Raw genomic sequence first — 20,566 nt, forward strand, 5'->3', positions numbered from 1 at the left:
TGGACGTGACATCGCAAACCCGGGTGCGGCCCGGATCTCGTACCCCGGTGCCGGCTCGGGCCGGTGTCGGATTCGCCCCCACCGGTGGGGCCACGGCCGGCGCGGCCGGGGCCAGCAGGGGCGGCTGGCGGACGAGGGCGACGACGCTCGCCGTCGGGCTGCTGTGTGTCGCGGCCTTCCAGGCGTCGTCGGCGAACGCCTGGTTGATCGTCCTACAGGCATCCGTCGCGGCGATCCTGCTCAGCTGCCGTCTTCCCCGCCCTCGACTGCCCGACGTGCTGGCGGTCGCGGTCGCGAGCTGGGCGCAGCTGACCGCCCTCTGGTCCAGTGACGTGGCGCAGACGCACAGTGTGGCCCTCGCGTACACCTCGGCCTGTCTGCTCTTCGTCGCGGTCCGCCACGTCGCCACGACGCCGAGGCACCTGCTTGCCGTCGGGGGCGCGTACATCCTCGGGTGCGCGATGGCCGTGTGGCGTCTGGTGATCGAGGCGCGCGGGGTCGGCGGGCAGGCCAGCGCGATGGACATGGCGGTGCGCTTCGGCATCGAGGGCACCAACATCAACTTCACGGCCTACTCGAGCGTCACCGCGTTCGTCCTGGCGCTGGGCCTGTTGAGAATCCGCGGTCAACGGCGACTCGTCACCATCGGACTGACCGCCGCGTTGCCGGTGCTGGCGTCCGGTGTCTTCCTCAACCGGACCAAGGGTGCCCTGGTCGCCCTGCTGCTCGTGGTGGTGTACGCGCTGCTCAGCGAACTCGGCCCTCGCACGATGTGGGTGACGGCCGCCGCCGTGGTGCCGACGCTGCTGCTGACGGTGCCGCTCGGCCTGGGGCAGAGCGCCCTGGTGTGGGCCGACGACCTCATCGGATCGAGGGCGACCGGCGACGTGCTGAGTCGTATCGAGTTGTGGCGGTACGCGTCCGCCTACTGGTGGGACGTTCTGTGGGTGGGCGGCGGCGCGGGAACCTTCGAACTCTGGAACCCGTTGGGCATCCGCCCGCACAACGCCGTCCTCGCCATCGCCGTGGACCTGGGCCTGGTCGGGCTGCTGGGCGTCGCGGCCCTGTTCGGGGTGGTGCTCGCCCGACGGGCGGCCCGGTGCCCGGTCGGACTCCGGGTCGCTGGGCTCTTCCTGGTGGGCGGCTTCCCGCTCTGGCTGACCGGAGTGTGGGAGTTCGAGCGGGGGTCGTGGCTGGCACTCGCCCTGCTGTCGATGCTGCCGGTCCAGGCCGCCAGCCGTCGGGTGGCGGCTGACCCGGCCCGTCCGCCGGGACCGGTCGGTGCCCGCGCCGGCGTGCCCCTTCTCGGCGGAGCCGTCTCCCCGTGACCGGGCCCATCACCGGTGTGACTACCCGGTCGTTGGCTCGTTCAGTGACTACTGACAGTCAGTCGATCGACCCACGACGTGGCGGAGCGCCGGAACGTGCCGGGGCACGACAGCCGTACCGCGTCGGTCGACGGGCGCTCGACAGTGTGGAGGGTCGGCGAGTGCAATCTCGGAATCCTGTCCGGGTCGACTCGCGACCGCCCAGGGCCGGCCGTCCGGCACGGAGTGGTCTCCGGTGACCGCCGTCGACCGGATCAGCCACGGCCGGCACCGCTCGCCGGTCGGCGACCTCCAGATGCCGGGCGCCGCGCCGCGACCCGGGCGCCGCGTACACCCGCCGGTGACGAACCGCGCGGCACCGGCAGGTCGAACGACCACCTGGCTGCCACTGGTGCTGGCGCTGGTGTGGATGCTCGGCACGTTCGGGGCGTTCTGGTTGACGAGGCTGGCCCGCGACGTCGGAAACCCCGACCAGCTCTGCGCCTTCGTGCTCGTGGCGACGGCTCTGTTCGCCGGTGGGTACGTGGCGCAGATGTCGCGCCGTCCGCCCTCGGTGGCCACCGCCAGCCACTCCGTCGCCCGCATCCGGCTGGTGCGTCAACTGGTCCTGGCCAGCGCCGTCTACTACGTCGTGGTGAACCTGACGCGGCTGACCCAGTTCGGTGCCACCGGTCCCGGCAGTGTGTGGGCCAACATCCAGGCGCCCGCCGCCGGCTACGTGAACAAGTTCGACGTCTACCAGCAGGGGCTGGGCAGCACGAGCCCGTGGATGACGGCCCTGTTCCCGCTCGGCGTCCTCAGCGTGGCCCTCGTACCGCTGCTGGTGGTGCACTGGCGCAGTCTCTCCGGCTGGCTGAGACTCGCCGGCGTGGTCGCCACGGCGACGCACATCGCGTTCTACCTCTTCATCGGCACGATGAAGGGTCTCGGCGACGTCGTCATCATGCTCGCGGCGGGGATGTTGGTCGCGTGGGCGTCGGTCCGGCACCGGCCGCGGGTCTACTCCCGGCGGCGTCGGGCGCTCCTGCTGGTCGTCGGGGCGTTCGTGCTCCTGGCCACCTACATGATCCACAATCATGCGACCCGGGCGGCCGAGTTCGGCACCACGGGTGACGTGGTGCACGTGAATCCCACCGTGCAACGTGTCGTGGGTAAGCCGATGGCCGAGGGCATCGCTGCCATGATCGGCTATCCGACGCACGGCTACCTCGGGTTGTCCTACAACCTCCAGGTGCCCTTCGAGTGGTCCCATGGTCTCGGTAGCGCGCCGTCCGCGGCGATCTTCGCCGACCAGACCCTCGACGTGGACCTGACCGAGCACCCGTCCTACCCCGACCGGACCGAACACGAGAAGGGGTGGCCGGCGCGTATGTACTGGGCCACCATCTATCCCTGGCTCGCCTCGGACCTGACCTTCCCGGGCGCGGCGTTGTTCATGGGCCTGGTCGGGTGGCTCTTCGCCGGCTCGTGGCGCGCGGCGGTGTCCTCCCGACGGGTGGTCCCGACGTTGATCTTCGCGCAGCTCTGCATTCTCATCATCTACGTGCCGGCGAACAACCAGCTCGGGATGGCGCCGGAATCGATAGTCGGGATGGCCACGCTACTGGCGCTGCACCTCATGCAGTCGCTCTTCAGCGAACGCCGGCAGCCCGCCGCCGGGCCGACCCCCGTCGCGCGGACCGCCGGCAGATAGGCCGCCCGACCCGCACCGGCCCGCCGTCAGCCCCACTGCCGGAAGAACCTGCCGAGCGGTTCCGCGTACGCCCGGTAGTCGAACGATTCGAGCGCCTGGCTGCGCGCGGCCTGGCGCATGACGCTGCGCTGCGCGGAACTCAGCCGCGTCGCCGCGCGGAACGCCTCGGTGACCTCGGCCACCGTGTGGTCCCGGCAGACCAGGCCCTCCAGGTTGGGGCGCAGGTATCTGCCCATGTCGCTGGTGAGGTTGGCGATCACCGGTGTGCCGCTGGCGAGGCTCTCGCAGAACTTCGTCGAGAAGCCCGCCTCCGCCGCCCGCTCCGGCCTGCGGACCAGGACTGTGAAATCCGCGCCCTGTAGGGCGTTGGACACCTCGGCCTGCGGCAGGCGACCCAGGCACCGCACACCGTCGGGCAACGGCCGGGCGTCGAAGAGGCCGCGCACCTCGTCGAGCGTCGGGCCGTAGACGCGCAACTCGACGCTCGCGCCGTCGCGCTGGACGTTGCCCACCGCCTCGATGACGGTGCCCAGGAGATCCTTCCTGTTTCCGTGCGGATTCCCCGCGTAGGCGAGCGTGAGCAGCGGCGAGTCGCCCGCGCTCTGCCGGGCGTCCAGCGTCAGGCCCTTGACGTCGAGGGTGGGTGGCACCCGCAGGAGGGGCTTGCCGGCGCGGCGGTAGTGGGCCTCCAGGTGGGAGCTGATCGCGATGATGCCGTCGCACCGTGGGTAGTAGTGGCGCAGGGCCAGCTTCATGCTGGCGTGCAGCGGGCCGAGGTAGCCGCCCCGCACGTGGCGTCCGTTGAACCAGTCGACGACGTCGACGATCAGCGGCACCCGGTGCCGACGACACCAGCGTTGCAGGTGGAACATGTACTGGGCCTGACCGCCGTGCACCAGGACGTGCGAGGGCCTGGTCGGCTGGGCGTCGAGCCACCGGACCGTCCGCTGACCCCAGCGCACGAGCGTCTGGACGGAGCTGCCGAGCGGCCCGGCCTCCGGCGACGGCCGCTCCGCCAGGCCGAGGTGGGAGATCGAGCCCGGCCCGTCGACGCCCGGCAACGGCGTGACGGTGCGTGGTTCCGGTCCGCCGCTGGCGACCACCACGTCGTAGCCGGCGGCGGCCAACGACGCCACCAGGCCGTAGACCCGCCGGGACCCCGCCTCACCCCACGGGAAGAGGAACGGACCCACACAGGCGACCCATCCGGTACGTCTCATCGCAGCACCTCCACTCACTTCCAGGTCAGTTGCCCACGGGCGGCGTCGGCGGTGGCGGACCCGCTGCGTGCCGCCGCGCCGAGCGTGGCGGCGAACCGCGCGGCCACGCTCTCCTTGGCGTGCTCCTGCCGGGCGAAGGCAGCCCCGTTGCGGGCGAGCCGCTCCCGCAGGGCCGCGTCCCGGCAGAGGTCGGTCAGGCCACGGACCAGCGCCGCGGTGTCGTCGGTACCGACGATCACGCCCGCGTCGGCCTCCTGGATGTGGTGCAGGGACGCCACCTCGGCGGGCCCGTAGCCGAGGATCGGACGGCCCGAGGCGAGGTACTGGGGGATCTTCGTCGAGACCGAGTAGCGGGTGTAGCGGCGGATCTCCTCGTCGAAGGACTCGATATGGACGAGGATGTCCGCGTCGCGCAGGGCGGCGGGCACCTCGTCGCTGGCCAGCGACGGCCCGAGCCGCACCCGCGGCAGGGGGGCGAAGTGCCGCGCGTACCGGCTGAGGTCGTTCTCCGGTGCGTGGATGGTCAGCCGGACGGGCAGGCCCGCCTCGGCCAGGCTGTCCAGTGCGGCGCCGATGTCGCGCAGCGACTCCCAGCGGTTGAGGTGCAGGGCGCCGACGTAGACCAACTCCGTCGTCCCCTGCTGCCGCCCCGCGTCGCGGAGTGGGGCGAAGAAGGTCTCGTCGACGCAGTTCGCGAACGCGCTGAACGGGATGTGGTAACGCCGCGTGTACTCCTCGGCCATCGGCTGACTGATGACCATGCCGAGCGGGGCCAGGCGCAGAAGTCTCGCGATCGTCTCCTGGACGGACCGGTCGGCCCGACCGAAGAGCTCGCCGTTGTCGTACAGGGTCGCCGGCCAGTCGTCGGTGAAGTGCGGCACCACCGGAACGCCGCAGGTGCGCGCGGCGAGCGCCGTGATCCTCGTCAGCCGCACGCTGCCGAGCATCGAGTAGACGACGTCGGGCCGGAAGTCGCGCATCCACTCGACGAGCGCCGGGGGAACCCGGATCGGGCTGAGATCGGCGCCGGCCCGCAGTTGCGCGTAGATCTTGGCCATGGTGGGACGGGTCTCCGCCGCGGCGTGTACGGCGGCGATCGGTCGGCTCTGTTGCAGCGGCGTACGGCCGTTCCATCCCGACATCCGCATGGCGTAGTACTGGATGGGCAGGTAGTGGTCTCGCGGCGGGAAGTGGAAGAAGTGCTCGCACACGTCCGTCGACGGGGTGATGTTGCCGGTGTGCACCTGCGCGAGACGGTCCCTGGGCCAGCCGGAGAAGAGGTTCGACAGGGTCAGGGCCGTCCCGCTGACCCGGCTGAAGGGCGTGTGGCTCACCACCAGCACCCGCGGAAATTCCTCGTCGAACATCATCTGCTATCCGCCTCTCTCATGTGGTCCGTATTCGCAGTGCCCGCCGGTAGCCGTAGAGGGCCGCTGGGACGACCGTCGCGCTGTAGACGACGACGGCGACGAACGGTGTCGCGGCCACCCCCCACCAGTGCAGGCCGAGCAGTTTTCCGACAATGGACAGTGGTAGGTAGAGGAGGTATCCCCACAGTTGCGGGCGGACGATTCCGGCCGCGTTCTGCACCATGAACCGTGGTGAGATCGCGGCCAGCACGACCCACCAGCAGGCGAGGCCCAGCAGGAGTGACCGGTTTCCTATCGAGATCGGCAACCAGGCCGCGAAGAACTGCTCGCCGTACGCCACCAGCAAGATCGACGGCAGCACGGCGATGAGTGTCGACACGATCGTCATCCGACGAACGGTGCGGCGTATCCAGGCCAGGTCACCACGTGCCAGCGCCTCACCGTGCAGCGGCCACAGCGGCTGGTTGACGAGCGTCACCAGCGCGCCGAGCTGGTTGAACAGTCTGGCCGGCACCGCGTACGCGGTGACGCTGGCGAGGCCCAGCACGTGCGCGACGAGCAAGGGGTCGGCGTTGTCCGCCAGGACCATGATCAGCGTGACCAGGAAGAAGAGGCCGCCCAGGCCGAACAGTTCCCGGACCCCTCGACCGTCGACGAATCTCGGCCGGGGCGCCAGGTGCGGCAGCCGCCAGCCGAATGTCCACACCGTGTTGACGATGTTCACGAGCAACGGGCCGATGGCGATGCTGGCGATGACCGCGATCGGGGGCAGCTTCGCGTACACCGCGCCGAGCGCGAGGGGTAACGAGAGCGCGCTCGACGTCGCCTGCCAGACATTGCTGGCCGCCACCTGTTGATACGCGTACTGCACGCGGGCGACGAGCGACAACGGAATATTGAGCAGGAACGCGGTCAGGCACACCAGGGCGACGAGGTGGGCGTCGCGCGCCGCCGTCCCCGTCGCGTTGAACAGCAGCGGCCACGGGACGAACCCACCGACAAGCCACAGCAGGCCGCACGTCGGGAGCGCCACCCCGCAGACCGCGGCGTAGGCGCTGGAGACGTACCGCCGGGCGGTGTCCGAGTCGCCGTCCACCCGGCACGGCGCGAGTCTGGTCATCAGCCCGAGACCGACGCCCAGGTCCGCGAAGGCGACCATCCCGGTGACGGCGAGCACCGCGGCCCAGAGCCCGTACAGGTCGGTGCCCAGATACGACAGGGTCACGGGCAGCAGGACGAGTGGTACGAGAGCGCTGACCGCCCGACTCAGCGCCGCGGTGGCGATCCAGGACAGCAGCCGTCGACCGCGACTCGGGGCCGGGGGAGCGGGGTCGACCGGCGCGGGTGGTTCCATCGTCTGGACGGCCCGCCGCGACCGGGGCGACACGGCGGCGTGCAGCGGCTCGTACCGCTGAAACCTGCCGGCGCGGGTCCGCATCTGTCGGTCCTAACGATCTGCGGCGAACGCCGGAGGGACGCGCCTGGCGACGCGGTCGCCGCGACGCGGCCTCGCGTGGGGGTTCCTCACGGTCATAACTGTCGGTGCGGGGGTTTGGGTGTGGTCACCGGTCACCGCGACTGCAGGGGTACGCCCACCGGGCCGTCCACCGTCGGGTCGATCGGCTGGGCGCAGAGCAACGCCAGGTGCTCGATGAGCTTCGCCGCGTCGTCGTACGGGTCGAGCCCGCTCACCTCCATCGGGTCGAGCGCCGGCACCGCCACGTGGGACACCAACGGGTGGAACGGCCGGGTGTCCACCTCACCGGTGCCGAACAGGTCCTCGTGCAGTTTCTCTCCGGGACGAAGGCCGGTGTAGACGATCGGCATCGTGCTGGACGCCTGCTCGGCCATCTGCCGGGCCAGGTCGGCGATGCGGACCGGCTCGCCCATGTCCAGCACCAACGCCTCCCCGTCCCGGCCGATCTCGGCGGCCTGGAGCACCAGGTGGACGGCCTCCTGGATGGTCATCAGGTAGCGGGTGACGTCCGGGTGGGTGACGGTCAGCGGCCTGCTGTCCTCGATCTGCCGCTGGAACGCCGTCACCACCGAGCCCCGGCTGCTGAGCACGTTGCCGAACCGGACGCTGAGGAAGGTCCCCGGGAACCGGGACGCGGCGTGCGCGGTCAACCGCTCGGTGATCCGCTTGGAATACCCGAGCACGCTTATCGGGTTGGCCGCCTTGTCGGTGGAGATATTGACGAACCTGGCCACGTCCCGGCAGGCGTCCAGCACCGACAGCGTGCCCCAGACGTTCGTCTTGACCGCCTCGCCGGGGTGGCGTTGCAACAGGGTCAGGTGCTTGAGTGCCGCCGCGTGCAGGATGATCTCCGGGCGGCGCTCCCGGATGATCCGCCGAAGGCCCTCGTCGTCGCGCAGGTCGGCGAGGATCAGCTCGGGGCCGTCCAGCAGGGCCCGCCCGGCGAGCGACATCTGGAGGCCGTGCAGGGCCGACTCGTCCCGGTCCAGCATCATCAGCTCACCCGGGTCGGCCTTCATCACCTGACGGCAGAGTTCCGAGCCGATCGACCCGCCGGCACCGGTGACGAGGACCCGCCGTCCGGTCAGGCTGTTCGTGCTCAGCGGCAGGTCACCGACCACCTGGCGGCGGCCGAGCAGATCGCCGATCTGCACGTCCCGGACGTCGGTGACGGTGATCCGGTGGTCCACCAGGTCCCGCACGGGCGGCAGCACCTTGAACACCGTGCCGGTGGCGAGCGTGGCCTCGCGGATCTGACGGATCAGCGCCGCGTCGGCGTTGGCCACCGAGAAGATGACCGCCTTCGCGCCGGTACGCCGCACCGCGGTCTCGATGTCCTGCCGCCCGCCGAGCACCCGCACCTCCCGGATGCGCAGGTCGCGCTTGTCCGGATCGTCGTCGAGGGCGCCCACCGGCAGGTATCGGCCGCGCGGGTCGCCGAGCATCGCCCGCAGCAGCTCCTGCCCGGCGTCGCCCATCCCGAACAGCAGGACCGGTGTGGAGGACCGGACGTCGGGACGCATGGAGAGGTCCCGGCGGTGCCGGTACGCGAACCGGGCGCCGAGCATCAGCAACAGGGCGAGGGCGCCGCCGACCAGCGGGGTGCTCGCCGGCACCGGTCGGTCGCCGGAGGACAGCAGGCCGAGCAGCACGATGGCCGCCGTCAGGGTGGCGGTGCCCGCGACGCCCTGGACCTCCTGGAGACTGCCCAGCGGGTGTCGTCCGGAGTAGAGCCGGCGGACCGCCGCCACCGCCACGTGCACGATCGCCGCGAGCACACCGATCGCCGCGGCCCGAACCAGTTGGCCCGCCGGGAGATCGAACTCGAACCGGGTCCACACGGCCGCGGCGAAGCCGCTGACCCAGGCGGTGGTGTCGGTGGCGAGGAAGCCCGCGGTGCGGCGGCGGGCCCGGGCCCGCCGAGCCGATCGCTCCGTGTGCTCCGTCTGCTCAGTCTCCTGCGGCATGTGCTGGCTCCCTGACCGTCTCCGACCGCTTCCGTCGCGTACGACAGAAGGGACTTAAAGCCCTTTGTCCTTGTTACAGGCAGTTTCACTATTTACGGGTGTTTTTCGGTAGATGGCACCAGTGATGTGCCCGACCCGATGAAGATCAGCGCACCGTTACGCGCTGTGGCGCCACCTGACCGGCCTTCTCCCCGCGCCCGGTCGTCACACCGTGTCGGCTCCCGTTCGACGGCTCAGGAACTCCTCGATCGCGACGGACACCCGGGCGATCTGTGCCTCGGTGAGTGCACTTCCGCTGGGCAGCGTGAGCCCGTTGTCGAAGAGTCGCTGCGCCGCGCCGGTGAGCAGGGTCTCCGCACCGGCGTGCATGGGCTGGAGGTGCATCGGCTTCCACACCGGCCGGGTCTCGATGTCCCGCTCGGCCAGGTGGGCCGCCAGGTCGTCCACCCGCCAGCCGCACCGCCGCGGCTCGACGGTGATGACGGTGAGCCAACAGTTGGACTCGCTGTCCTCCGCGCCGAGCAGCCGGACACCCGGCACCGGGGCGAAGAGCTTGGCGTAGTGGTCGCGCAGGTGGCGGCGTCGGGCGATCATCGCGTCCAGCCGGAGCAACTGGGCTCGGCCGAGCGCCGCGAGGAGGTTGCTGAGCCGGTAGTTGTAACCCGTCTCGCGGTGCTCGTAGTGCCGCGCCGGTTCGCGCGCCTGCGTCGCGAGGTGACGGGCCCGGGCGAGGAGCACGGTGTCGTCGGACACCAGCATCCCGCCGCCGGACGTGGTCATGATCTTGTTGCCGTTGAAGGAGAGCACGCCGACGCGCCCGAAGGAACCCGCGGGTCGTCCCCCGTGGCCGGCGCCGAGGGCCTCCGCGGCGTCCTCCACCAGAGGGACGTCGGCGTCGGCGCAGACCGGGAGCAGGGCGTCGTAGTCGGCGCAACTGCCGAACATGTCCACCGGGACGACCGCGCCGACCCGCTCACCGCGTGCGCGCAGCCGTCGCAGCACCTCGTCGACGAGGGCGACGTCCACGTTGCCGGTCCGGGGGTCGCAGTCGACGAAGACCGGCCGCGCCCCGATGTAGCGGGCCGCGTTCGCGGTGGCGACGAAGGTGAGCGTGGGCACGATGACCACGTCGCCGGGCCCGACCCCGACACCGAGTAGCGACAGGTGCAGGGCCGCCGTCCCGGAGTTGACCGCCACCGCCCCGTCGGTGCCGACCCGCGCGGCGACGTCCTGCTCGAACGCGTCCAGGTCCGGGCCGACCGGTGCGACCCAGCCCGAGCGCAGGGCGGCGATCAGGTACGACTCCTCCAGTGGCCCGATGTCGGGTGGCGACAGGTACACGGTGCCGCTCATGGGGCACCACCGGTCACGAGAGCACCGGGCATCGGCACGATTCCACCTCCAACGGCGTCGGGGACAACGCCGGGCGAGCGTCCCATCGGGGCGAAAACCGGATGACGACCCTGATTGGCGACACACAACCCGCATTCCCCCGATCAACCCCAAAACCCGCATTCGGACACGGCCGGCTCGGCGGCCTTCTGTGGGCCGTGGCCCACGGCACGAGTCGCGAGCGTCGCGACGGCCGGTCGGACGAGGGGAAACTGGCCGGTCGGGCGTGGGAAAGGGGCGGCCCCCTTCGCTCGGGGGTCGTGCCCGCTGCTCAGGTCGCCGCAGGTGCGCTCGACGTCACGATGGTGGTCAGCGCGGAAGCTTGGTGCGTGCGGAGACTTTGAGCGCTATACACCTATTGTGGAGGTTGCCGAGGTTATCATCGGCCCCTGGGGCGACCTGGCCGAACGGCGGAGATGCGGGGGCGACATGCGTGCGGTGCCCGAGCGGGCCGGCGTCCGGACGGGAGTCTGATGCGCGTCCGGCCCGACCAACCCGGAACGCTGCTCGGCCCGGTGCTCGGGTCACTCGGCCGTCTCCTGTGTGCGGCGGCGCGGGCGCGTCGGGCGATCCGGGGCCTTGCCCTCGCCGATCGGTTCGCCGCCCGGGGAGACAACTTCACGTTCGACCCGGACGGCGTCTACACCTGCGAGTCGATCGAGGTCGGCCACAACGTCGATCTCGGGTACCGGCCGATCCTGATGGCGGCCCGGAGTCGGATCCGCATCGGTGACAACGTGATGTTCGGCCCCGAGGTGACGATCCGGGGTGGCAACCACCGCATCGAGCAGGTCGGTGTACCGATGATCGCGGTCGACAAGGAGGCCGGCGACGACACCCACGACCGGGGCGTGACCATCGGCGACGACGTGTGGGTGGGCACCCGGGCGGTGATCCTGCACGGGGTGACGATCGGCCGGGGCGCGGTGATCGGCGCCGGCGCGGTGGTCACCCGGTCGGTGCCGCCGTACGCGGTGACCGCCGGCAATCCGGCGCGGGTGATCCGCCTGCGGTGGCCGGTGGAGACCATCCGGGCCCACGAGCGGCAGCTCTACCCGGCCGACCGTCGGCTGACCGCCGCCGAGCTGGCCGGCCTCGCCGAGCTGCCGGCACCCGAGCCGCGCCCGACTCCCGTGACGAAGTCGCTGACCACCGGCGTCCAGTCGCGATAGTCGAAACAGCGGGCCCGCTCCCGGGCCGCGCGGCTCATCGCCCGCCAGGCCGCGTCGTCGAGACGCAGCGCCCGCTCGATGCCGCGCCGGACATCCTCGGCCGCCGAGCCGTCGAGCAGGATGCCCTCCCGACCGTCCACGAGGTAGCGCCGCAGGTCGCTGGTGAGGTTGAGCAGCACCGGGCAGCCGGCGGCCAGACTCTCCGGCACCTTGGAGGGGAAGCCCGCCTGCGCGTACCCGAGCGGCGGGCGGACCAGCACCGAGAAGTGCGCCCGGCGCAACTCGGCGAGCACCTGGTCGCGGGGCACCCGGCCGAGGAAGCTCACCTGGTCGTCGAGGTCGATCGGCCCGGCCTCCCCGAGGTCGGAGAGCTTGCTGGACTGCTCCCGGCTGAACCCGGCGATCACCAGGTGCACCCTGGCCCGATCGGTGGGCGGGAGCAGGCGGATGCCCTCCAGCACCACGGCCAACTGGTCCTTCGCGCCTGCCGACCCGGCGTAGAGCAGTCGGAGGCCGTCGCCGAGCGAGGCTGGCGCGGGATCGGCGTAGTCGGCGCGGTCGACCTGGGGTGGCACCACGAGGGTCCGCCGGCCCTGGCGCACGAAGTGCCGCTCCAGCAGCTCGGAGATGACGATGACCTGGTCGGCGAGTCGTCCGGCCCAGAAGGACGCCCAGCGGTGCCGGAGGAAGTACGGCGTCAGCCAGCCCCGGGGAAACTGGGCCCGGTCGTGCTGCTCCGGCACGTCCACCGTCACCGGGCACCGCACCGTCAGCCGCAGCACCGCCCAGGTCGCCAGGTCCCACAACCCGAGCGGCAGGTGCACGCCGGCCAGCTCGCCCGGGCGGACACCCGCGCGGCGCAGTGCGGCCAGCACCCGCAGCGGGCGGACGCGCCGGTGCGACCAACGGCCCAGCATTCCGCCGCCCCGGCGGCGTCGGGGCAGCGTGATCAGACGGACGTCGGGGGGTAGGTCCACCGCGCCGGGTGGGCGCGACCCGTCGTCGGGCCAGTCGTTGACCACCAGGGTCACTCCCCCCGGCGGGGTGGCCGACCGGGCCAGTTGCAGCAGCCGGTTGGACATCGCGTCACCATGCGGGAACCGGTACGCGGCAAGTGCCAGCACCGTTGGTCTCGCGGTGGGCCGCGGGGCGGGGACCAGGTCCGTGCCGGTGGTGGGCTCGCCCATGGTCTACCCCTCCGAGCTCGGGTAATTAGCCGGTTATGACCGTTTAGTCTAGACAGTCGTCCTCCCGGGCGACAGGATCGAGGGGCCCGTGTCCTGCCGTTACTACGCGAGGCGTGGCGCGGTTGGCGTCATCGTGCGGTCCGCAGGAGTCTCGTGGTGAGCCGACCGGTGGTGGTGCAGCACTCGGCGGGCACCCCCGGTGCCAACGGTCCGCTGACCGCCGTGCGGCGCGTGCTCGCCTCACCCCTGGCCGACCGGTACGAGTTCGTCCGGATGCACCAACACGCCGGCAACGGCAGCCTGAACGTGCCGCTGCTGCGGGAGTGGGTGCGGCTGCTGCGCCGAGTCCGCCCGGATCTGGTGCACGTGCGGGGCCTACAGAACGAGGGTCTGCACGGGGTCCTCGCCGCCCGCCTCGCCGGCTGCCCGCGCATCCTGGTCACCGTGCACGGCACCGTACGTGACCTGCGTCAACCGGGTCGCGCCTGGCGGCGCCGACTGCTCGTGCACGCCGCCGAGCCCGCGACGCTGCGACTGGCCACCCACGTCGGCACCGTCTGCGCGTACGCCGCCGGCCGGGACTTCCTGTCCGACCTGGGCGGGAAGTTCGTCGGGGTGATCCCCAACGGGGTGCCGCTGCCGGCCCGTCCACACGCCGAGCGGGACCGGGTCCGCGCCGAGCTGGGCCTGCACCCCGACGACGTGACCATGATCGCGGTGTCCCGGTTGACCTGGGAGAAGGGCTACGCCGTCCTCGCCGACGCGGTGCGCCGACTGCCGCCGTCGGCCACCCGCCGGGTGTTGCTCGTCGCCGGCGACGGGCTCGACCGGGACGGGATCGCCGCCGCGCTGGCCGAGGCCGGCCAGATCGAGGTGCGCCTGCTCGGCAACCGTCTCGACGTACCGGACCTGCTCGCCGCGGCGGACCTCTTCGTCTTCCCGACCCTGCACGAGAACCTCTCCAACGCGCTGCTGGAGGCGATGGCCTACGGGCTGCCGGTGGTCGCGTCGGCGGTGGGCGGCAACGTCGAGGTGCTGCGCTCCGGCGGCGGTCGGCTGGTGCCGGCCGGCGACCCGGACGCCCTGGCGGCGGCGTTGACGCCGCTGCTCGACGACCCCGCCGAGCGGCGTCACGTGGGGGAGTTGGGTCGCAAGGTGGTGGCCGAGGACTACAGCCTCGACGTCATGCTCGGTCGCCTCGACCGGGTCTACCAGCAGATCCTCGGGGAGTGACGGTGGCGCGGCCCCGCAGCCCACGCGTCACCCTGCTGGGCTTCACGGTCCCGGACGACCTGCTCGCCGAGATCATCGCCCGGGACACCATCATGCCCACCCAGACGCACACCTTCGCCTGGAGCCTGGTGCGCGGCCTGCGGGCCGCCGACTGCCCGGTGCACCTGCTCTCCGCGGCGCCGGTGTCCACCTGGCCCGGCAACGGGCAGGTCCGCTTCCGTGCCGGGCGGTTCCGGCAGGACGACGTGGACGGTCAACTGCTGGCGTTCGTGAACCTGCTCGGCCTCAAGCACCTCACCCGGTTCGTGGCCGCCTGGCGTACCGGCACTCGGGCCCTGCGCGAGCGGGACGCCGAGGTGCTGCTGGTGCACGGCGTGCACTCGCCGTTCCTCTGGTTCGGTGTGCTGCGGGCCCGTCGCCGGGGCGTCCGGGTGGTGCCGGTGCTCACCGACCCGCCGGGTGTCGCGCTGCCCACCGACGGTCGGCTGGTCCGGCTGCTGCGCGGGCTCGACGTCGCGCTGGTCCGGGCGGCCCTGGCCCGCTGCTCGGGGGTGATCGCGCTGACCCCCGCGCTCGCCGAGGACTTCGCGCCCGGCCGGCCCCGGCTGGTGCTGGAGGGAATCTGTTCCGCCGACCCGGCGGGCCCGCCCGTGCCGCCCGGCCCGACCAGGGACATCGTGTACGCGGGGGGCCTGAGCCGCGCCTACGGCGTGGACCGGCTGGTCGAGGCGTTCCGCGGTCTCGCCGGGGACGACCTGCGGCTGTGCGTGTACGGCCGGGGCGAACTGGCGGGTTGGCTGCGCGACCAGGCCGCCGTGGACCGGCGCATCGTGCCGCCCGCGCTGCTGCCCCGCTCGGAGCTGCTGCCCCGGCTGGCCCGGGCGACCGTGCTGGTGAACCCGCGCCCGGTGGACCAGGACTTCGTCCGCTGGTCCTTCCCGTCGAAGATCATCGAGTATCTCGCCGCGGGGGTGCCGGTGGTGAGCACCCGACTGCCCGGCATCCCGGCGGAGTACGCGCCGTGGCTGTCCTTCGCCGAGCCGGACACCGCCGACGGGCTGCGGGCAGCCCTCGGCCGGGTGTTGGCTCTGCCGGCGGACGAGGCCCGGGCGCGGGGGGTGGGTGGGGCCCGCTTCGTGCGGGAGACGCGTAACCCGGCCGCGCAGGGTCGCCGCGTGCGCGACTTCCTCGCCGGCCTGGCCGGGCTGACCGACCAGCGTGGCGTTCAGCCCCGGCCGCGCGCGGCGGCCTTGCTGAGCAGGTCCTCGATCTGGTCGACGCCGACCCGCAACGACATCCGGTCCTGATAGAGCTGACGGCCCCGACGGCCCATCGCGATCCGCTGCTCGGCCGGCACCCGGGCGGCGGCGGCGAACTGGTCGGCAAGCGCCCGCCAGTCGTCCGGTGGGCAGACCAGCCCGGCCCCGCCCGCGCTGACCAGCCGGGCGGCGTCGCCGTCGGCCGACATCACCACCGGACTGCCGCAGGCCAACGCGGCCTGCAACTTCGACGGCACCGTCCCGCGCAACCACGGCAGGTCGCGCAGCATGACCAACTGGTAGTCGGCGGCGGCGTACAACTCGGCCATCTCGGCGGCCGGACGGCGACCGACGAACCGCACGTTCGCCGCGCCCAACTCGTCGGCGAGACGCCGGGCCTGTTCCGCGCCCAGCCCGGTGCCGACGAAGACCAGGTCCACCGCGTCCGGTGCCGCCGCCGCCGCTCGGATGGCGACGTCGACGCCCTGCAACAGACCCAGGTTGCCGGCGAACATCACGGTGGTCCGCCCCCGGTGCCCGATCGTCGCCCGGGCCGACTCGGTGCCGGGCACCGGCCGGAACAGCGCCTCGTCGGTCCAGTTGAACACGGTACGCACCGCGCCCGGGTCGACACCCCGCTCGACCACCTGTTCGGCCATGGCCGGCGCGATCACCGCGATGCCGGCGCAGGCGCGGTAGATCCGGCGCATCGTGGCGGTCAGGACCCGGTCCATCGCCCGCCCCGCCAGCCCCGGTGGGGCCATCCCGGAGGCCGTCACCGACTCCGGCCACAGGTCCTGCACGTGCAGCACCGCCGGGACGCCGCGCAGCATCCGCAGCAGACCGGCGGCGGCGTACGCGGTGGGCGGCGGGTGGTAGACGTAGAGCGCGTCGACGCCGCGTAGGTGACGCGGGGCGGCCAGGGTGCTGGTGGTGGCGAAGGAGAGGTAGCTCGCCGCCCGGCGCAGGCCGGAACGGTCGTGACTCGGGTACGCGGGCACCCGGCGGACGGCCACCCCGCGATCGGTGGCCCGGTGGCTCCAGCGCTGCTGCCAACCCGGGTAGGTGCGCCCGAGCGGCAGGCTCGGAAACGTGGTCAGCACCCGCACCTCGTGACCGCGGCGGGCCAACTCCGTGGCCAGTTGACCCGGCACGAAGGCGCTCTCCGGCGGGTACCACTGACTGATCAGTCCGATTCGCATGTGCCCGGCACTCCCGTCGACGTCAACTCGCCCACCAGGGCAGACAACTGACGGAAGGGAACGGAGGACACGCGGGGCGGCGCCCGTTTCGCGTGACTTGCGAGAAGAGCGCTCGTTGTCACACCAGTGGCCGCCGGCGACCGCTGCCGCGCGCCCACCGGGCGGACACCGCTGCGCCGGCCGCCCGCAGGCCGAGCCGAACGGGGGACGCGTTGAAGGTAGTCGTGACCGGTGGCGCCGGGTTCATCGGCGCCAACCTGGTACGGGCACTCGACGAGGCACCCCAGGTGACCGACGTCGTGGTCGTCGACGACCTCTCCACCGGCCGCCTGGACAACCTGCACGGTCAGCCCGTCCGGCTGCACCGGGGCACCGTGCTCGACCCGGACCTGCTGGACGAGACGTTCGCCGGCGCGGCAAGCGTGGTGCACCTGGGCGCGCTCGGCTCCGTGCCGCGCTCCATCGACCGGCCGCTGCCCAGCCACCACGCCAACGCCACCGGGACGCTGATGGTGCTGGAGGCCGCGCGGCGGCACCACGTCCAGCAGGTGATCCTCTCGTCCTCGTCGTCGGTCTACGGCGCGAACCCGGTGCTGCCCCGCCAGGAGGGGCTGCGCCCCATCCCGGTCTCCCCGTACGCGGTGTCCAAGCTGGCCGCCGAGGCGTACGCGGTGGCCTACGCCGCCTGCTACGACCTGGGCGTGCTGCCGTTCCGCTTCTTCAACGTCTACGGCCCACGGCAGGCGGCACACCACCCGTACGCGGCGGTGCTGCCCCGTTTCGTCACCGCCGCGCTCGCCGGGGAGCCGCTGCGCGTGCACGGCGACGGTCGGCAGACCCGCGACTTCACCTTCGTCGGCAGCGTCACCTCGGTGATCGTCGACGCCATCGTCCGTCGGGTGTCCACCCCCGACGTGGTGAACCTGGCCTTCGGTGCGCGGATCTCCCTGCTCGACCTGGTCGCCGAGTTGGAGGACGTGCTGGGCCGGCCGCTGCCCGTGGTGCACGAGGCGCCGCGCGCGGGCGACGTGCGGGACTCGCAGGCCGACTGCACCCGCCTGCGGGAGTTGTTCCCCGATCTGCGGCCGGTGCCGCTGCGCACCGGCCTGGAACGCACGGTGTCCTGGATGGCCGATCACGTGCTCGCGAGTCAGTAGGGGCGTCGATGTCGTCCGGGGTCGTCGAGCGGACCCGGCGCGCCCGCCCACCGGGCGTGCACCGTCGCCGTCCCGACCGTGGTCGCCGGCTCGTCTCCGGGGTCGCGACCGCGCTGCTCAGTCGGCTGGCGGGGCTCGTCGTGCCGATCGTGCTGGTGCCTGTCACGTTGCCCTACTTCGGCAACGACCTGTACGGCCTGTGGATGGCGGTGGCGGCGCTGGCCGGCATGGCGGCCTTCGCGGACCTGGGGCTGGGCAGCGGCCTGATGACGAAGCTCGCCCCCTGCTACGCACACGGCGACACCGTCCAGGCCCGGCGCTACATCTCCAGCGCGTACCTGACCCTGTCGGGGCTCGCGCTCACCCTCACCGGCCTGCTCTGGATCTTCGCCGGCGCCGTGCCCTGGTCGGCGCTGTTCAACGTGTCAGGTCAGGTCAGCCCGGAGCAGACCCGGATGATCGCGTTGATCTGTCTCACCGCGTTCGCCCTCAACGTGCCGCTCAGCCTGATCGCCCGCGTGCAGTACGCCTACCAGCAGGTCGGCCGGAGCAACGTCTGGCAGACCGCGGGCAGTCTGGCCGCGCTCGGCGCGGTGCTCGGCGTGGTCTGGGCCGACCTGTCGCCGCTGCTGGTGGTCGCCCTGTCGGTCGCCGCGCCGCTGCTCGTCAACCTGCTCAACACGCTCTGGTTCTTCGGTCGGCAGGAGCCGCGGATCCGGCCGACGCCGAGGGCCGTGCAGGCGCACGCCGCCGTGGAACTGACCCGGCTCAGCGGGCTGTTCTTCCTGCTGACCGTGGTCATCTCGTTCGCCACCAACGCCGACACCCTGATCATCGCGCACGCGCTCGGTCTGTCCGCCGTCGCCGGCTACGTGGTGCCCGCCAAGCTGCTGTCCCAACTCGGCCAGCTCGTCGTCCTGGTCAACGTGCCACTGTGGCCGGCCAACGGCGAGGCGTTGGCCCAGGGGCAGGTGGACTGGGTACGCCGTACCACCCGGCGGATGACAGTGGTGTCCGTGCTCGCCGCCGGCGTGCCGGCCGCCGTCCTTGTCGCCTTCGGTGAGTGGCTCTTCGCGGCCTGGTTGCCGGTGCCGATGGGCGGCGACCGGTGGTTGCTGGCCGGGTTGGGCGTCTGGTGGCTGCTTCAGTCGGCGCTCTCGCCCCGCTTCATGGTGCAGAACGCCGGCGGTGTCCTCGTCCCGCAGTTGGTCGGCTGGGGGGCGTTCCTGGTGGTGTCGGTGCTCGGCAAGTGGTACGCCGCCGACCGGATCGCCGTCGCCGCCGTGCCCTGGGTCGGCGCGGTCGGGTACGCGCTGACCGTCGTGCCGGCGGCGCTGTACGGGTATCGCCGGGCACTGCGGCCGCACCGCGGCCCGGTCATCGAGCGGAGAGTGGTGCAGGACTGTGCGCGCTGACGAGTATCCCCGCGTGCTGGTGGTGAGCGCGGCCGTGTTCGACCGCTCCACCGGCACCGGCATCACCCTGTCGAACCTGTTCACCGGCTGGCCGGGGGACCGCCTCGCCCAGCTCTACGCCGAGGACCGCGCCCCGGGCCCGGACGCCGTCGGCACGTTCGCCCGGTTCGCGCCGCGCAACGCGCCGGTGGAGTACCACCTGTTCCGGCAGTGGGAACGCGTCCGCCGGCCGGTCCGGGCCCTGGTGAGGGGTACGGCCGGGTCGCCGGGTGTGGCCGGCCCGGGCAGCGCTGCCCGACCGGCGCGCGATCCCGGGCCCGGCCCGGTGCGTGCCCGGCTGCGCACCCAACTGCGCGCCTTCGTCGACCTCAGCCCGGTCCGGGTTCCCGACGACGTCCGCCGGTGGCTGCGCGAGCAGCGGCCGGACGTGGTCTACACGACGCTGGGCAGTATCCGGATGATGCGCCTCGCCGTCGCCGCCGCGCAGGAGTGCCGGGTGCCCCTGGTGCCGCACTTCATGGACGACTGGCCCACCACCCTCTACACCGAAGGCCAGGTGCTGGGGCTGCCCCGGCTCGCCGTCCGGGCCGGCTTCCGCGACGTCCTGCGGCACTCCTCGTACGGAATGGGGATCAGCGTGGCGATGGCCCGGGAGTTCGAGCGCCGTTACCGGTTGCCCTTCGCCGCCTTCGGCAACTGCGTGGACGCCGCGGACTTCGCCGACCCCGACACGTGTGCGCCGGACCGCCCGGACGGGGCCCCGGTCGAGTTGGTCTACGTGGGTGGGCTGCACCTGGACCGGTGGCGGTCGCTGCGCCGGGTCGGCGAGGCCGTCGCTCGGCTGGTGGCCCGGGGCACGCCGGCCCGGTTGACCGTGCACGCCCCGGCGACCGACCTCGCGCGGTACGCGGGCGCGTTCACCGGGCTGCCGACGGTGCACCTGGGCCGCCCGTTGGCCAGCGACGAGGTCGCCGGTGTGCTGCGCCGGTCCGACATGTTGGTGCACGTCGAGTCGTTCGCCGCCGAGCACCGCCGCTACACCCGCTACTCGCTGTCCACCAAGATCCCGCAGTACCTGGCGTCCGGCCGTCCCGTCTTCGGGTTCGGCCCGGCCGAACTGGCCTCGATGGCGCACCTGGCGGCGGCCGACGCCGGCGCGGTGGTCGGCAGCGACGACCCGGTGGCCCTCGTCGACGCGCTCACCCCGCTCTGCGTCGACGCCGGCCTTCGGGCTCGACTCGGCCGGCGCGGCCTGGCGTACGCGGTGCGGCACCACCGCACGGATCAGGTGGCGGCCCGCTTCGCCGAGGTGCTGCGGGAGGCGGGCGGCGGGCGGCCGAGTGCCGGGGTGCCGCGGGGGGCCGCGGCGGCCCCCAGATCCCCGGCAGCACGGTGACAAGCGCCAGGACCAACCAGAAGGCGAGCGACGTCTCCCACTGGCCGGTCAGCCAGATCGGCAGCATGGCACCGGTGAACGCGCAGACCAGCAGCAGC

General features: G+C 72.4%; 14 protein-coding genes and 1 pseudogene. 8 read left to right on the plus strand and 7 right to left on the minus strand.

The features are described 5' to 3' along the window. Window positions 1-5: 5 nt before the first annotated feature. Together ACGFIW_RS05455 and ACGFIW_RS05460 are read left to right on the plus strand one after the other, a co-directional pair. The gene (locus ACGFIW_RS05455; RefSeq protein WP_393311062.1) at window positions 6-1,328 is read left to right on the plus strand and encodes an O-antigen ligase family protein; all 1,323 of its coding nucleotides are present in this window, start codon (window positions 6-8) and stop codon (window positions 1,326-1,328) included. A gap of 235 nt (window positions 1,329-1,563) precedes the next feature. Further along, entirely contained in the window at window positions 1,564-3,021 is a 1,458-nt protein-coding gene (locus tag ACGFIW_RS05460) for a hypothetical protein (protein ID WP_393311063.1), read from the plus strand. Window positions 3,022-3,047: 26 nt separating this feature from the next. Here the strand turns inward: ACGFIW_RS05460 and ACGFIW_RS05465 are convergent, their stop codons facing one another. From ACGFIW_RS05465 to ACGFIW_RS05485, 5 genes are all read right to left on the minus strand, one after another. Next, window positions 3,048-4,241, minus strand: coding sequence for a glycosyltransferase (locus ACGFIW_RS05465; protein WP_393311064.1), 1,194 nt, complete (start codon window positions 4,239-4,241; stop codon window positions 3,048-3,050). A gap of 14 nt (window positions 4,242-4,255) precedes the next feature. Then, complete coding sequence (locus tag ACGFIW_RS05470) at window positions 4,256-5,611, minus strand: glycosyl transferase family 1 (protein WP_393311065.1); 1,356 nt, start codon at window positions 5,609-5,611, stop codon at window positions 4,256-4,258. Between the two features lie 16 nt (window positions 5,612-5,627). After that, window positions 5,628-7,049: a lipopolysaccharide biosynthesis protein gene (locus ACGFIW_RS05475; RefSeq protein ID WP_393311066.1), complete on the minus strand. Its 1,422-nt coding sequence runs from the start codon at window positions 7,047-7,049 to the stop codon at window positions 5,628-5,630. 131 nt (window positions 7,050-7,180) lie between these two features. Beyond that, on the minus strand, window positions 7,181-9,055 hold the full coding sequence (locus ACGFIW_RS05480) for a polysaccharide biosynthesis protein (protein ID WP_393311067.1): 1,875 nt from the start codon (window positions 9,053-9,055) through the stop codon (window positions 7,181-7,183). A 204-nt stretch (window positions 9,056-9,259) separates the two neighbouring features. After that, window positions 9,260-10,408, minus strand: a complete 1,149-nt coding sequence (locus ACGFIW_RS05485; RefSeq protein WP_393311068.1) for a DegT/DnrJ/EryC1/StrS family aminotransferase — start codon at window positions 10,406-10,408, stop codon at window positions 9,260-9,262. A 512-nt stretch (window positions 10,409-10,920) separates the two neighbouring features. Here ACGFIW_RS05485 and ACGFIW_RS05490 point away from each other — a divergent pair. Next, a complete protein-coding gene (locus tag ACGFIW_RS05490) occupies window positions 10,921-11,619 on the plus strand; it encodes an acyltransferase (protein WP_393311069.1) in 699 nt (232 codons plus the stop codon). Window positions 11,620-11,639: 20 nt separating this feature from the next. Here the strand turns inward: ACGFIW_RS05490 and ACGFIW_RS05495 are convergent. Continuing rightward, window positions 11,640-12,806, minus strand: a pseudogene (locus ACGFIW_RS05495) (glycosyltransferase); the annotation flags it as partial. Window positions 12,807-12,962: 156 nt separating this feature from the next. Between ACGFIW_RS05495 and ACGFIW_RS05500 the strand changes: the two are divergent. Together ACGFIW_RS05500 and ACGFIW_RS05505 are read left to right on the plus strand one after the other, a co-directional pair. Next, window positions 12,963-14,039, plus strand: a complete 1,077-nt coding sequence (locus tag ACGFIW_RS05500; protein WP_393311070.1) for a glycosyltransferase — start codon at window positions 12,963-12,965, stop codon at window positions 14,037-14,039. Between the two features lie 2 nt (window positions 14,040-14,041). Then, a complete protein-coding gene (locus ACGFIW_RS05505; protein ID WP_393311071.1) occupies window positions 14,042-15,346 on the plus strand; it encodes a glycosyltransferase in 1,305 nt (434 codons plus the stop codon). Here ACGFIW_RS05505 and ACGFIW_RS05510 read toward each other — a convergent pair. After that, window positions 15,265-16,500, minus strand: coding sequence for a glycosyltransferase family 4 protein (locus ACGFIW_RS05510; protein ID WP_393311072.1), 1,236 nt, complete (start codon window positions 16,498-16,500; stop codon window positions 15,265-15,267). The two genes, ACGFIW_RS05505 and ACGFIW_RS05510, sit on opposite strands and share 82 nt — an antisense overlap. A 212-nt stretch (window positions 16,501-16,712) precedes the next feature. Between ACGFIW_RS05510 and ACGFIW_RS05515 the strand changes: the two genes are divergently transcribed. Genes ACGFIW_RS05515 through ACGFIW_RS05525 form a run of 3 tightly spaced genes read left to right on the plus strand, consistent with a single transcriptional unit; the run spans window position 16,713 to window position 20,468 of the window. Next, window positions 16,713-17,657 carry an NAD-dependent epimerase/dehydratase family protein gene (locus ACGFIW_RS05515; protein ID WP_393311073.1) on the plus strand — a complete coding sequence of 315 codons (945 nt, stop codon included), beginning with the start codon at window positions 16,713-16,715 and terminating at the stop codon, window positions 17,655-17,657. An 8-nt stretch (window positions 17,658-17,665) separates the two neighbouring features. Next, window positions 17,666-19,072: a lipopolysaccharide biosynthesis protein gene (locus ACGFIW_RS05520; protein WP_393311074.1), complete on the plus strand. Its 1,407-nt coding sequence runs from the start codon at window positions 17,666-17,668 to the stop codon at window positions 19,070-19,072. Then, on the plus strand, window positions 19,062-20,468 hold the full coding sequence (locus tag ACGFIW_RS05525) for a glycosyl transferase family 1 (protein WP_393311075.1): 1,407 nt from the start codon (window positions 19,062-19,064) through the stop codon (window positions 20,466-20,468). Before ACGFIW_RS05520 ends, ACGFIW_RS05525 begins: the two co-directional genes overlap by 11 nt. Window positions 20,469-20,566 lie beyond the last annotated feature (98 nt).

Source organism: Micromonospora sp. NPDC048935 (genome assembly GCF_043197875.1).
In the GTDB taxonomy this organism is placed as follows: Bacteria; Actinomycetota; Actinomycetes; order Mycobacteriales; family Micromonosporaceae; genus Micromonospora.